This window comes from Streptococcus oralis subsp. oralis (genome assembly GCF_002096495.1).
Classification (GTDB): Bacteria; Bacillota; Bacilli; order Lactobacillales; family Streptococcaceae; genus Streptococcus; species Streptococcus oralis_CU.
This window is the reverse complement of the sequence record NZ_NCUO01000012.1, coordinates 287,408-300,851: the sequence shown is the minus strand read 5'-3', so window position 1 is coordinate 300,851 and position 13,444 is coordinate 287,408. Positions and strand designations below refer to the sequence as shown.

General features: G+C 41.9%; 17 protein-coding genes, 2 tRNA genes and 1 other RNA gene. 5 read left to right on the top strand and 15 right to left on the bottom strand.

The annotated features are described in order from the left end of the window. Positions 1-58: 58 nt before the first annotated feature. A tRNA-Ser gene (locus B7717_RS06875) sits at positions 59-146 on the top strand. 193 nt (positions 147-339) lie between these two features. On the opposite strand, the gene B7717_RS06870 is transcribed toward B7717_RS06875, so the two are convergent. The 6 genes from B7717_RS06870 to B7717_RS06845 all read right to left on the bottom strand — a co-directional run bounded on the left by B7717_RS06870 (position 340) and on the right by B7717_RS06845 (position 4,763). Continuing rightward, a complete protein-coding gene (locus tag B7717_RS06870; protein WP_000721420.1) occupies positions 340-1,299 on the bottom strand; it encodes a hypothetical protein in 960 nt (319 codons plus the stop codon). A gap of 79 nt (positions 1,300-1,378) precedes the next feature. Further along, positions 1,379-1,466 (bottom strand) — tRNA-Ser (locus B7717_RS06865). Positions 1,467-1,549: 83 nt separating this feature from the next. Continuing rightward, positions 1,550-1,897: a transfer-messenger RNA gene (gene ssrA / locus B7717_RS06860) on the bottom strand. A 58-nt stretch (positions 1,898-1,955) separates the two neighbouring features. Then, on the bottom strand, positions 1,956-2,591 hold the full coding sequence (locus B7717_RS06855; RefSeq protein ID WP_084944439.1) for an SGNH/GDSL hydrolase family protein: 636 nt from the start codon (positions 2,589-2,591) through the stop codon (positions 1,956-1,958). Position 2,592: 1 nt separating this feature from the next. After that, positions 2,593-3,420, bottom strand: a complete 828-nt coding sequence (locus tag B7717_RS06850) for a Cof-type HAD-IIB family hydrolase (protein ID WP_084944438.1) — start codon at positions 3,418-3,420, stop codon at positions 2,593-2,595. A gap of 23 nt (positions 3,421-3,443) precedes the next feature. Continuing rightward, positions 3,444-4,763: a CapA family protein gene (locus B7717_RS06845; protein ID WP_080978798.1), complete on the bottom strand. Its 1,320-nt coding sequence runs from the start codon at positions 4,761-4,763 to the stop codon at positions 3,444-3,446. A 156-nt stretch (positions 4,764-4,919) separates the two neighbouring features. Here B7717_RS06845 and def point away from each other — a divergent pair, with 156 nt between their 5' ends. After that, positions 4,920-5,531 carry a peptide deformylase gene (gene def, locus B7717_RS06840; RefSeq protein ID WP_001272958.1) on the top strand — a complete coding sequence of 204 codons (612 nt, stop codon included), beginning with the start codon at positions 4,920-4,922 and terminating at the stop codon, positions 5,529-5,531. A 44-nt stretch (positions 5,532-5,575) separates the two neighbouring features. Continuing rightward, on the top strand, positions 5,576-6,304 hold the full coding sequence (gene rlmB / locus B7717_RS06835) for a 23S rRNA (guanosine(2251)-2'-O)-methyltransferase RlmB (RefSeq protein WP_084944437.1): 729 nt from the start codon (positions 5,576-5,578) through the stop codon (positions 6,302-6,304). 36 nt (positions 6,305-6,340) lie between these two features. On the opposite strand, the gene trxB is transcribed toward rlmB, so the two are convergent. The 7 genes from trxB to B7717_RS06800 form a co-directional block, all read right to left on the bottom strand. Beyond that, positions 6,341-7,252: a thioredoxin-disulfide reductase gene (gene trxB, locus B7717_RS06830; protein ID WP_000272342.1), complete on the bottom strand. Its 912-nt coding sequence runs from the start codon at positions 7,250-7,252 to the stop codon at positions 6,341-6,343. Between the two features lie 65 nt (positions 7,253-7,317). Further along, positions 7,318-7,542 carry a DUF4059 family protein gene (locus tag B7717_RS06825; RefSeq protein ID WP_000924294.1) on the bottom strand — a complete coding sequence of 75 codons (225 nt, stop codon included), beginning with the start codon at positions 7,540-7,542 and terminating at the stop codon, positions 7,318-7,320. Between the two features lie 77 nt (positions 7,543-7,619). Next, entirely contained in the window at positions 7,620-8,363 is a 744-nt protein-coding gene (locus B7717_RS06820; RefSeq protein ID WP_000590994.1) for an amino acid ABC transporter ATP-binding protein, read from the bottom strand. After that, a complete protein-coding gene (locus B7717_RS06815) occupies positions 8,363-9,163 on the bottom strand; it encodes an amino acid ABC transporter permease (protein WP_000219166.1) in 801 nt (266 codons plus the stop codon). Before B7717_RS06815 ends, B7717_RS06820 begins: the two co-directional genes overlap by 1 nt. A gap of 156 nt (positions 9,164-9,319) precedes the next feature. Further along, positions 9,320-9,676, bottom strand: a complete 357-nt coding sequence (locus B7717_RS06810) for an arsenate reductase family protein (protein WP_084944436.1) — start codon at positions 9,674-9,676, stop codon at positions 9,320-9,322. Between the two features lie 12 nt (positions 9,677-9,688). Then, the gene (locus tag B7717_RS06805) at positions 9,689-10,204 is read right to left on the bottom strand and encodes a methylated-DNA--[protein]-cysteine S-methyltransferase (protein ID WP_084944435.1); all 516 of its coding nucleotides are present in this window, start codon (positions 10,202-10,204) and stop codon (positions 9,689-9,691) included. Beyond that, a complete protein-coding gene (locus B7717_RS06800; protein WP_084944434.1) occupies positions 10,201-10,695 on the bottom strand; it encodes a GNAT family N-acetyltransferase in 495 nt (164 codons plus the stop codon). The genes B7717_RS06805 and B7717_RS06800 overlap by 4 nt, the downstream gene beginning before the upstream one ends. Positions 10,696-10,829: 134 nt before the next feature. On the opposite strand from B7717_RS06800, the gene B7717_RS06795 reads away from it, so the two are divergent. Beyond that, positions 10,830-11,276, top strand: coding sequence for a DUF1836 domain-containing protein (locus tag B7717_RS06795; RefSeq protein WP_084944433.1), 447 nt, complete (start codon positions 10,830-10,832; stop codon positions 11,274-11,276). Beyond that, entirely contained in the window at positions 11,273-11,920 is a 648-nt protein-coding gene (trhA, locus tag B7717_RS06790; RefSeq protein ID WP_001097972.1) for a PAQR family membrane homeostasis protein TrhA, read from the top strand. The genes B7717_RS06795 and trhA overlap by 4 nt, the downstream gene beginning before the upstream one ends. Positions 11,921-11,940: 20 nt before the next feature. Here trhA and pdxT read toward each other — a convergent pair whose 3' ends face one another. Then, positions 11,941-12,522, bottom strand: a complete 582-nt coding sequence (gene pdxT, locus B7717_RS06785; RefSeq protein WP_084944432.1) for a pyridoxal 5'-phosphate synthase glutaminase subunit PdxT — start codon at positions 12,520-12,522, stop codon at positions 11,941-11,943. Then, complete coding sequence (pdxS, locus tag B7717_RS06780; RefSeq protein WP_042902500.1) at positions 12,523-13,398, bottom strand: pyridoxal 5'-phosphate synthase lyase subunit PdxS; 876 nt, start codon at positions 13,396-13,398, stop codon at positions 12,523-12,525. It abuts the gene before it with no gap. Positions 13,399-13,444 lie beyond the last annotated feature (46 nt).

Sequence of the window (13,444 nt, the reverse complement as noted above, 5' to 3'; positions counted from 1 at the left end):
TTCCAAAATTTTTATTGCAAGATAAGTGGCTTTATGGTAGACTATTTGAGTAAGTATTGGAAGATTACTCAAGAGGCTTAAGAGGCCGTGTTGGAAACGCGGTAGGCGTGTAACAGCGTGCGTGGGTTCGAATCCCATGTCTTCCGTAGAAAAAAGAAAAACTGCACCTCAATGCAGTTTTTTTATCGTTCTAAGAACAATACATAGAAATGAAAGGCTGAGTTACTCTAACTATCACACTATTTTTTTCTGTATCCTTCCCTATCCTAGAATCACTTTGATTTCATAAAAAAACAAGTAGTTTATTAGGACTACTTGTTTTTCTTCTAAATCTTGTGATTAGATATTGCTTTTATCTTTTTTATCTGAAGATTTGTCTGTTGATTTATCAGTGGATTTGTTTGAAGATTTATCAGAAGACTTGTCTGTTGATTTATCATTAGACTTAGTTGAGTTTTTACGGACAATTTTATCATAACCTTCTGTATCATCAAGCAACTCTGTCGCCAAAGTACGGTAATCTTCTTGAGAAATCAGCCAGTTTCCATCCTTATCCTTTGTTAATTTGATTTCAGTATCAAAATCACCAGTAGTGAAAGGTGTATGAGCTAAGTTAGGGTCAACGTCACTGTAGGTTGAGAAATCTTTCTTAAATAGATGCTCAAAAATCCAGTAAGAAACCAATGTTTGGTAACGCTTGATGTCAACGTTTGAACCAGCTTGATTGTATTTACCTAGGTTATCAACACCTCCAATAAGAGTAGTGAGAACTTCCCTTGTAGATGAAGCCAATCCTTTAGAGTGTAACTTCTTAGAGTTGAAAGTAACAGTCGCTGTATTTCCTGATTCATCAACCTTCACGTCTTTAACAGTGTAAGAACCGATATCTTGATATAATCTACGTCTCATCTTCAAGAAACCTGAAATGGTTTCTTCTGGAGTTTCTACAGGGAAATCTTTGTGCCATTGTACTGAATAGGTAGATGCAGGTGAAAGCCCTTCTTCTTTGATTTTTTCACTTGTTTGTACAGCAAATACTGCCTCACTCCATTTTTCATAAGTGTCGCCATAAATCTTCTTAAATCGAGCAGAGTCGCTAGTAAGAACTGAGTCTAAGAGAATCTCAGCATCTTTTGTAACTTTTTCTTTAACTTCTGCAGCTTCATCTTTCTTCTCAACTTGTTCCGTATTCTCCTTGTTATCAGAAGAAGCTTCAGATGACTGATTAGAAAATACAGAACATGCACCCAAGACAACTGTTGAAAGTGCTAAGATACTTAGTAACTTGATCTTTTTCATGTTTCACCTCTTTATGAAAATTTACTCTTGGAGACTACCTCCAAGGATAGTTGTTTAGAAAAACACTGGGTTTATCTAACGGAGAATGGGGGATTCGAACCCCCGCGCCAGTTACCCGACCTAACGATTTAGCAAACCGTCCTCTTCAGCCTCTTGAGTAATTCTCCACTAACACACTAGAATAAATAGGATACAACGAAGGATACAACAAAGGATATAATTTGGAAAAAATCTACTGTATACCTGTTCATAATGGAGCCGGTGGGAGTCGAACCCACGTCCAAACACCTGCCAACATATTTGTCTACAACCATAGGTTATGTATTGTTTTAACAGTCCCTCGACACATAACTCAAGCCTAGGAACTGCGAGTCTATTAATCTCTTATCAAACCACTAGACAAGGCTTGATCGTATCTCGCTAATCATAAGACCTGTCATTGAACACGAGCAATCCAAATCAGGTCACGCCTGCTGGTTTTTAGGCAGCTAGAGCGTAAGAAGTGTTATTTTTTGCAGTTATATTTAACTGAGCGTTTACGTAGCCACACGGGTTGCAAAATATGCCTCATAATGCCTGTCGAATCCGTAACGACCCCAGGATGTTAGAACTATTATAACCTATCTTCAAAAAAAATGCAAAATCAAGCCGTTTCTTTAGAAAAGGCACCCTTTTAAGGCTTCTGATAAGGCTTGATAACCGGCTACACTTAGATGGAGACCATCCGTTGTATAGGCTGATTGAAGTTGCCCTTCTGAATCTGTCAAACTATCATAAATCGACACAAAATCTACTTGCATATAGGCGGATGCTAGAGCCTCATAGGCTTGATTCCATTCTCTAATCTTTTCATTGGTTCGGATATAAACAGTCTGCTTGTATCTCTCTCCCTCATTGACTGGCAAAATGGAAAGGAGCTTTATTTGTGACAGCGGATATTCTCGGGCAATCGATTGGATCACACGCTCAAGATTATCCAAGGCTTCATTCATGGGAATATCTTTTCCAATATCATTTGTTCCTATTAGGAGAACAATTTGATCCACAGCATCACCATAAAGATGGGCATCCAAATCCCCTAATAAAAGTCCCGTCTGGTAGCCTCGGATGCCACGATTAACAATCGTCTTGGCAGCCCCAAACAACTCTTGAAGAGGGTAATACTCCACTATCGAATCACCAATAAAGATGATATCTGGCTCTAGAACAGAAACTCGATTCAATTCACGATACTTGGTTTGAATTTTTTCCTGCTCCTTTAAGAGCCAATTCTCTAATAACTGTACTGCCACCTTATCCCTCTTTCTCTAACCAATTCTCTAGAACTTGATAAACGCCCGCCTGGCTGTTAGCTGGTGCTAGGGCAGTCGCAACTGCCTTGACATTATCATCTGCATTTTCCATAGCATAGGCAATACCAGCCAGCTCTAACATCTCAACATCATTTTCGCTATCACCAAAAGCCATGATTTGTTCCGATTTTAAATTCCAGCGCTTGAGTAATTCTTCCAATCCCCAAGCCTTGTGAACACCATCCTGCAGGATATCAATACAACCATAACCGCTAGAAACAGCCCTTACATGACCATCAAAGAGGTCATTGATTTCCTGCAAAACTGAACTAGAACGTTCTTCACCAACGACCATGCTCATCTTTAGAACTCCTCCAAAGAGGTCTGAGTTTAGCTCATCCACAAAATTGGTCCTTTGGTAAAGTTTTTCAATCATCTCTGGAGTCATAAATTTTTCCAGGTCTGTAAAAACCGTTCCTTCCTTGACAAAACTCCCGTTCATACAAGTGACGACGAACTGATCTCGACACTCTCTCCCTTTAAAATGAAGGAGAGCCTTGTCAACCATAGCATCATCCCAAGTCTGGGCCTGAAGTAATGTATCATACTCAAATATCCGAGCACCGTTAGCAACAACCAAGATCACTCTACTCGCCAAGTGTTCTAGTAATTGCCTCATACGGTGAACTTCATTCCCGGTCGCAATGACAAAACGGATATTCCTTTGATCCAGCTGATCTAAAATCCTTTCCAAGCGGGGCAGATCTAGCTGCCCCCTCGGGTCTAGCAAGGTTCCATCCATGTCTGTTGCAATTAATTTAATCGTCATCATATCTCCTTTAGGGCGAGTACCTACCACTTCAACCCTACATGTTCATTCATTTCTTTATAGGCCGTGTCAATTCGTTCCTTGGTCGCCTCGTCCAACTTGTCACGGTGACTGCCTCCCTCGATGAAGTCCTCTAGGATATAGGTCTGATAGAGGAAGAGCGGATAACCTTCTGGAGAGTAAGTCCCTTTGGGTGTTCGATTGACCCAAGTAGGATGCGCTTTGGCCGTTTCAATCCTAGTCTTGCCATCTTTTTTCTTAATGGTCACATCCATGAGAACACCGCGCTCCGTCCACTTGGCATTTTCCTCATCTTGCATGGTTTCAATGCGCTGGTTTGAGAGGAAATTTCCCATGGAGTAGATGATCAGTTTTTTGTCACCATCTTTTTCAACTGTTTCAGCAGGTTCAACGACGTGAGGATGCCCTCCAAAGATAATATCAGCTCCCCAGTCAATCATCTTGTGGTACAGTGTTTTCTGTTCTTCCGTTGGTTCTAGCTGGTACTCAATTCCCATCTGAGGCATGATGACAGTAATATCCGCCTCCTTCTCAGCACGCTCGATTTCTGCCTTCATCTTATCTTCATTCAAATCAGAAAGATAGCGATTATAGTCCTCTTGAGAGATATACTGCTCAATGCCATTAAAACCGTAGGAATAGGCCAGGAGAGCTACCTTGATACCATTGACTTCCTTGATGACTATAGGGGCTTGGTCACGGGATTCATGTGTGTAGACTCCGATGGGTGTCATTCCTGCCTTTTCAATAGCTTGAGCTGTTGAAACCACTCCCTCAATTTGAGAATCCAAAATGTGATTATGAGCCAAGTCTAGAACTTGGTAGCCTGCATCCTTGATTGCATCCATGACTTCCCCTGGTGCATTAAAGAGAGGATAACCTGCCAAATAGTGGTCCTTGTTCACCGTTCCTTCAAAGTCACCAATTACTAAATCAGCTTGCTTGAGCCAAGGTTTTACATACTCAAAATTTTCATGGAAATCATAGGTTCCATCTTCTTTAAGAGCTGTTCGGTAGATGGGGATATGGTAGAGAAGGTCACCATTTGCCATGATACGTGCCGTCGTTTCACCAGACTGATTTTCCTTGGATTGACTGGAAGTACTTGCAGAATCAAGAGTTTGATTACTAGGACTCGTTCCCTTACTACCTTGTACTGCTCGAACTAATAAGTTTCCCCCCATGGATAAGGCAACTGCAAGCAATAACACAATAATAAACTGGGCATTGGTCCAGGATTTATAATTCCGAAAGAAATCCACACTAGTTCTCCACACCCCATAAAGAGAGTCCTGAGACCGTCTATCTTGTCGCTTTTCCATCTTTATTCCCCCCTTGCTTTTTGGTGCAAGTCTTTTCTTTTATTATACCACAGACAAAAGAGGAATACCGTTTATTATATTATTTTTTAGGAACTTCTGCGACTTTCTTTCTCGCCTATTTTGTGTTATCATGTAGAGGTAATGAAAGGAGAGAAAATGTCTGCAATAGAACGTATTACAAAAGCTGCTCACTTAATTGATATGAACGATATTATCCGCGAGGGGAATCCAACTCTTCGCGCAGTTGCTGAGGAAGTCACTTTCCCACTGTCTGACCAGGAAATCATCCTTGGCGAAAAGATGATGCAATTCCTCAAACATTCTCAAGATCCTGTTATGGCTGAAAAGATGGGGCTCCGCGGTGGAGTTGGATTGGCCGCTCCCCAGCTGGATATCTCAAAACGCATTATCGCTGTTTTAGTTCCCAATATTGTGGAAGAAGGTGAAACTCCACAGGAAGCCTACGACTTGCAAGCTGTTATGTACAATCCAAAAATCGTCTCTCACTCTGTTCAAGATGCTGCTCTTGGCGAAGGAGAAGGTTGCCTTTCTGTTGACCGAAACGTACCTGGCTATGTTATTCGCCATGCCCGCGTCACTGTTGATTACTTTGACAAGGACGGCGAAAAACACCGTATCAAGCTCAAAGGTTACAACTCTATCGTTGTCCAACATGAAATTGATCATCTAAACGGAATCATGTTTTACGATCGTATCAATGAAAAAGATCCATTTGCTGTTAAAGATGGTTTACTGATTCTGGAATAAAGAAAATCCCGTTGCAAGACGGGGTTTTGTGTTATAATAGAGGCATGAAAACAAATGATATTGTCTATGGCGTCCACGCCGTTACAGAAGCCCTCCTTGCAAACACTGGAAATAAACTCTACCTCCAAGATGATCTCCGAGGTAAGAATGTTGAGAAAGTCAAGGAACTGGCTGCTGAGAAAAAGGTCTCCATCTCTTGGATCTCAAAAAAATCCCTGTCTGAGATGACCGAAGGCGCTGTCCACCAAGGTTTTGTTCTACGAGTATCCGAATTTGCCTATAGCGAGCTGGATCACATCCTTGCCAAAACACAACAAGAAGAAAATCCACTTCTGTTAATTCTGGATGGTCTAACTGACCCTCATAATCTGGGTTCAATCTTGCGAACAGCTGATGCGACCAATGTTTCAGGTGTCATCATTCCCAAGCACCGTGCTGTCGGAGTGACTCCTGTCGTTGCCAAAACGGCCACAGGTGCTATTGAGCATGTACCGATTGCGCGAGTTACCAACCTCAGTCAAACCCTAGACAAACTCAAGGCTGAAGGCTTCTGGACCTTTGGAACGGATATGAACGGTACTCCTTGCCACAAGTGGAATACAAAAGGGAAAATCGCCCTCATCATCGGAAATGAAGGAAAAGGCATCTCCAGCAATATCAAAAAACAGGTCGATGAGATGATTACCATTCCCATGAATGGGCATGTTCAAAGCCTCAATGCCAGTGTTGCTGCAGCCATTCTCATGTACGAAGTTTTCCGAAACAGACTATAAAAAAAGTTTCCAATCACTTGATTGGAAACTTTTTTCTTAACTATGTTCTGTGATAAATTTATAGGCTTCTTGACCAGCGATAGCCCCATCTCCAACTGCTGTTGTTACTTGGCGAAGGTCTTTCTGGCGAACATCTCCAACTGCAAAGATACCGTCAACGGCAGTTTTCATGTGATTATCTGTCACAATCCAGCCTGCCTGGTCTTGAATATTCAACTCTTTAACAAAATCGCTAACAGGATCCAAACCGACATAGATAAAGACACCACCGAAGGCTTGCTCTGTCACTTGACCCGTTTTTACATTTTCAAATACGACAGATTCTACTCGGTTTTCACCTTTGATTTCCTTGACAACAGAATCCCAGATAAAGTTGACTTTCTCATTTGCAAAAGCACGGTCTTGCAAAACCTTTTGGGCACGAAGTTCATCTCGACGGTGAACAATAGTGACGGACTTGGCAAAGCGAGTCAAGAAGAGAGCTTCTTCTACCGCTGAATCTCCACCACCAACTACGAGCAAGTCTTGATCACGGAAGAAAGCTCCATCACAGACCGCACAGTAAGAAACACCTCGACTGTTCAGTTCTTCTTCTCCGGTAACTCCCAAAAGACGGTGTTTAGAACCAGTTGCTACAATGACAGTACGGGTTTCGTAAACTTGATCATCAGTGATTACCTTCTTAAAGTCACCCTTGTCTTCAATGTTTTCAACATAGCCATAAAGATGCTCCACTCCAAGGTTTTCAAGTGGTTCAAACATCTTTTCAGCCAATTCAGGTCCACTGATATTAGCATAACCTGGATAGTTTTCAATATCAGATGTGTTATTCATTTGCCCTCCTGGCAGACCACCTTCAATCAAAGCCACTTTCAGATTGCTTCGAGCAGCATATAAGGCAGCGGTCATTCCCGCAGGTCCAGCACCGACAATAATCGTATCGTACATTTCTATTCCTTCTTTCTTGTTGTAACTATCTTTATTCTAACTCATTCTTGCTAGTCACGCAAGGATTATGCCTTGAAAACCAAGAGCAAACTCATGACGGCAAAGGATAATACCGGAACGACCAAAACTCCAATCATAATCATATCATAGAGATGAGCTTGGCGAGCTTTGGCTGTCTTGTCCACACCAGACATGGCTCTCAATCCGATCCAAATCCCCAGAAAAATCACGACAAGGATGGTCGTTAAGATCAAACTCTCGAAATACAAAGAAAATAGATGCAGTAGCATGATCTCTCTCGTTTCTATCTTTTTTAAAGAGTAAACTCAGCTAGTCCAACTAACTGAGTTTTCCTTTTTCTATTATATCAAATATAAGTCCGTTTGTAACTAGCGAAGAATTCTTTTGTTCGTTCTTCTTTCGGATGATTGATGATTTCATCCGGTGTGCCAGACTCGATGATTTTCCCTTTATCTAGGAATAAAACCTTGTCTGCCACTTGGGCTACAAAAGACATATCGTGACTGACCAAAATCATGGTCTGACCTGACTTGGCAGCATCTGCAATAGACTTCTCTACCTCACCGACCAATTCTGGGTCAAGGGCTGAAGTGGGCTCGTCCAAGAGCAAGACATCTGGTTTCATAGCAAGCGCACGCGCGAGGGCAACTCGTTGCTTTTGTCCACCTGATAAGTGGCGAGGATAATGGTTTTCACGGTCAGAAAGACCAACCTTGGCCAACTCTTCCTTGGCGATTTTTGTTGCTTCCTCGTCCGATAATTTCTTAACGACAACCAAACCTTCCTTGACATTGTCAAGAGCTGTTCGGCGTTCAAACAAATTAAACTGTTGGAAAACCATAGACAACTTGCGACGAAGGGTTAGGATCTCTTCTTGGCTAATCTTAGAAAAATCAACTTTAAAATTGTCAATCTGAATCGTTCCACTATCTGGAGTTTCAAGATAGTTTAAACTTCGAAGAAAGGTTGATTTCCCAGCTCCAGATGAACCAATCAAAGCCACTACCTCACCTTTTTGGATATCCAAGTTCAGATGATTCAAGACTGTCTGTCCTGAAAAGGATTTGCTTAAATTCGAAATCTTAATCATTAACGAAGGTCTCCTTTCACATCTGTAGACACTGTATCCGGTGCTGAGATAGCCATTTTTCTCTCGATGAAACGGCCGAGGCTTTCAATTCCAATATTGACCACCCAATAAACAAGGGCAACAGAGATAAAGCGCTCAAAATAGCGATAATCAGCTCCACCTAAAATCTGAGCTTGGGCAAAGACCTCCACAACACCTGCGCTAAAGGCTAGAGAAGTCCCCTTGGTCAAACCGATGAGGGAATTAATCAAGGTTGGAGTCGCAACTACCGCCGCATTTGGAATAATCACGCGACGATAAACTTGCGCTCGCGTCATACCCAAACTGCGTGCCGCCTCAATTTCACCGGGATTAACAGAAAGGATGGCCGCACGAATCGTTTCACTTGCATAAGCCGCCTCATTAAAAGCAAAGGCCACAATCGCAAAAAGCGCTGCTGGAATCGCATTGATATTGAGACCAGTTCCCCATTGTTGGTTGATAGCTTTCAGTGCTAAAGGAATTCCGTAGTAGGTCAACATAAGTTGAACTAGGATTGGGGTACCTTTTAAGAAGCTGACGAAAAAGGCCTGCAAGGGATATAAAATCTTAACACGATTGATCTTAACAATGGCAAAAATTAGGGCAAGTAGCAAACCAAAGAGTGCACCTCCAAGCGTCAACATCAAGGTTGTAGGCAGTTGTTGGACAATCCTTGGAATTCCATCAAAGACCGAACGCAAACTAAAGAGCTTACCATCCGGAATGAGTTGCATCAAACTTTGGTACCAATCTGATGCTAAAAATGTTGTAACAGTCATAAAAACATCCTCTCCTGATAATGATTCATTCTATCATACTTCTGCTCGCAAGCAAATTATTTGCTACGGGCTGCTCAGACTTCGTCTATCTTCTAGTTTATCATACTTTAAAACAGGGAGGCTATATATTTTACCTATCAAGGAGATAAATAAAAACTATCTCAAACCTAAGTCCTCATAGGGTTTTCTATAGCCGATTTGTTTAACAGCACCATTCTCCACCAAAATTGGACGTTTCAATAACATACCATCACTCGCTAGAAGCTTGGCTGCTTCTTTTTTTGACAAACTTCCCACCTTATCTTTTAGGCCCAGTTCACGGTATTTGATCCCGCTGGTATTGAAAAATTGTTTCACTTCAAAACCGGAAGTTTCCAACCAGTTCAAAATCACGTCTTCACTTGGTGTTTCTTCTACGATGTGGACAGCTTGGTATTCCAGTCCAAGTTGATCCAATTCATTTTTTGCTTTCTTACAAGTTGAACATTTTGGGTATTCGATAAATTCTAACATCTTCTTTTCTTTCTATTTTTTATTTTCTTGAAATGCTGCCCCTTCATGTTGCAAGAGCCAGGCTTTCTTTTCAACTCCAGATGCATAGCCTGTCAAGCGATTGCCTGATCCCAGCACACGATGACAGGGTACGAGGATGGACCAAGGATTGCGCCCCACTGCTCCGCCAATCGCTTGGGCAGAAGCCACTTGCAGGTCTTGCGCTATTTGTCCGTAAGTTACTGTCTGACCATAAGGAATGGCCTGTAAGTATGCCCAGACTCGCGTTTCAAAATCTGTTCCAATAGGAGCTAAAGGTAAGTCAGATAGATCCTGAACACTGCCTTCGAAATAGGTATCTAAATAGGAAATAACTTGCTCCAATACAGGATGGCTAGCAACTTCTTCTATCGTTTCATCCCCTATTCCCCTCTCAAAATGAGTTTGGTCCTGTACCCAAATTCCATACAGATATTGCTCGTCAGCAACTAAGGATAAGGTTCCAATTGGCGACGGGTAGAGCATTTTTGCGTACTTATTCTGCTTCATTTTTTTAATTTCTGATAGGCCAAACGTTCTCCATCAACTGGAACATTACCAACCTTTTGGAAGCCTAGCTTTTCAAAGATATGCTGCATGGCCTTGTTTTGTGCATGCGTATCTGAACGAAAATCTAGATAATCAAAACCTTCAATCAAGCCTTCTAGGAAAGTCTGAGCAACTCCTTGTCCTTGAACATCTGTTGCCACAGCGATACGGTGAAAGACCAGATATTCTGATTCTTCCCCCTGCCAACTTCCTTCATAAATGGCTTCATAGGCTTCCTCTGGGCTCTTGGTCACTGCAGCATAGGCTAACAGTTCTCCATCTTCCAAGGCCACATAAGCTTGACCTGAGATGATATCATCAATAACGATATCTGCATTTGGATAGCCATTTTGCCACTGGTCACTACCAGACTTGGCTAAACACTTTTTGGCATCCTCCATCACCTGCATAATCGCATCTACTTCGTTTGGAAAAGCTAAACGAATCTCCATCTTTTCCCCTCATTTCTAACTAGTTTCTCTCATCATAGCATAATTTAAAGCTTTCTACAAGCAGTTGAAACTTGACTTTTGTTTTTTATTATTTTATAATCTAGTTATCAAAACTAGATAAAAAGGAGTTGGAAATGAATTCTAACTTTTCCTACCCAAAATGGGAAGACATTCCAAACATTGACCTCTATCTGGATCAGGTTTTACTTTATGTCAATCAAGTCTGTGCCCCTATCTCTCCAGATAAGGACAAGGGGCTAACAGCATCCATGGTCAATAACTATGTCAAACATGGTTATCTGACAAAGCCAGACAAGAAAAAATACCAACGCAAACAGATTGCCCGTTTAATTGCTATTACTACTCTCAAGTCTGTCTTTTCAATCCAAGAAATCGCTCAGACCCTCAATACTCTGCAAACTCAAGCGAGCTCAGATAAGCTCTACGACGCTTTTGTGGACTACATGAACCATGGGATTAATCCAGAAAATCCTATTATCCAAACCAGCTGTCAAACGGTTAAACTCTATCATCAAACTCTAGACTTAATCCTTATCAAAGAAAAGGAGGAAATCCAATGAATACCAGTCTAAAACTCAGTAAAAAACTCAGTTTTGGAGAGGAAATTGCTAATAGCGTGACCCATGCTGTGGGTGCCGTTATCATGCTCATCCTACTCCCTATTTCATCCACCTATAGTTATGAAGCACATGGGTTTTTATCATCTTTTGGTGTTTCTATCTTTGTTATCAGTCTCTTTCTCATGTTCCTCTCGTCAACCATTTACCACTCTATGGCCTATGGTTCGACCCACAAATACGTCTTGCGAATCATCGATCATTCTATGATTTATGTGGCTATCGCTGGCTCTTATACGCCGGTCGTATTGACTTTGATGAATAACTGGTTTGGCTATCTAATTATTGCCATTCAGTGGGGAACGACCATCTTTGGCATCCTTTATAAAATCTTTGCTAAAAAGGTCAATGAGAAATTCAGCCTTGCCCTTTACCTGATCATGGGCTGGTTGGTTCTGGCTATCATTCCTGCCATTATCAGTCAAACAACACCAATTTTCTGGAGTCTCATGGTAACTGGCGGACTCTGTTATACAGTTGGAGCTGGATTTTACGCTAAGAAAAAACCTTATTTCCACATGATTTGGCATCTCTTTATCCTAGCAGCATCTGCACTCCAATATATCGCGATTGTTTATTACATGTAAAAAAGTTGAGAATCATTTTCTCAACTTTTTTCTTTACACATATTGATAAAGTACTGGTGCAAGCCAACATCATCTGTCAATTCTGGATGAAAAGAAGTTACCAGCATATTTTTTTCTTGCGCAGCAACGATTTGATTATCAACTGTTGCTAGAATTTCTACACCCTCTCCAACACTACTGATAATCGGTCCACGGATAAAGGTCATCGGAATCTTACCAACTCCTTTACATTCTGCCTCAGTATAGAAACTTCCCAGTTGGCGACCATAGGCATTGCGCTGAGCCACTATATCCATAGTTCCTAAATGACTCTCTTCCTGAGAAGTGATTTCCTTAGCCAGCAAAATCAAGCCCGCGCAAGTACCAAAAACTGGAAGGCCAGATAAAATAGCTTCTCGGATTGGAATCAGCATGTCTTGGTCACGCAAGAGTTTGCCCATTGTCGTAGACTCACCTCCAGGTAAAATCAAACCGGACAAGTCACTCTGATGTTGTTGAAAATCATCTAAATTTCTGATTTCAACACTAGCGACTCCTAGTTTCTCTAGCACTTTTGCATGCTCTTCAAAGGCGCCTTGCAAGGCTAATATTCCGATTTTCATCTATTTTCCTCGCTCTGCCATAAGAATTTGAATTTCATTCTCATTGATACCAACCATGGCTTCCCCTAGATCTTCTGAAATTTGTGCTAGAATCTGTGGGTTTTTGTAATTGGTCACAGCTTTGACAATGGCACTCGCCCGTTTAACAGGATCTCCTGACTTGAAAATACCTGACCCAACAAAAACACCTTCTGCCCCCAGTTGCATCATCAAGGCCGCATCTGCTGGCGTTGCAACGCCTCCAGCTGCAAAGTTTACAACCGGCAATTTCCCATGTTCATGGACATACTGAACCAATTCAACAGGGACTTGCAAGTCCTTGGCTGCAACATAGAGCTCGTCCTCGCGAAGATTTTGAATGCGGCGAATTTCTTGATTCATCATGCGCATATGGCGAACCGCTTGAACGATATCTCCTGTCCCTGGTTCTCCTTTTGTACGAATCATGGAAGCTCCCTCAGCGATACGACGCAAGGCTTCACCCAAATCCTTAGCTCCACAGACAAAAGGAACTTGGAATTCTTTCTTGTCCACATGGAAACGGTCATCAGCTGGAGACAGCACTTCACTCTCATCGATATAGTCAATCTCAATAGCCTCTAAAATCTGAGCTTCAACAAAATGCCCGATTCTGACCTTGGCCATCACTGGAATGCTGACCGCTTCTTGGATTTCCTTAATCATCTTTGGATCGCTCATGCGGGAAACCCCACCGGCTGCACGAATATCAGCTGGAATCCGCTCCAAGGCCATAACAGCTGCCGCACCAGCAGCCTCTGCGATACGAGCCTGTTCAGGGTTCTGAACGTCCATGATAACCCCACCTTTGAGCATCTGAGCCAAGTTTTTATTTAGTTCATAACGATTTTCAGTCATTTCTTAATCCTCATCATTTGTATTGGTAGCTACTATTTCATTTTAA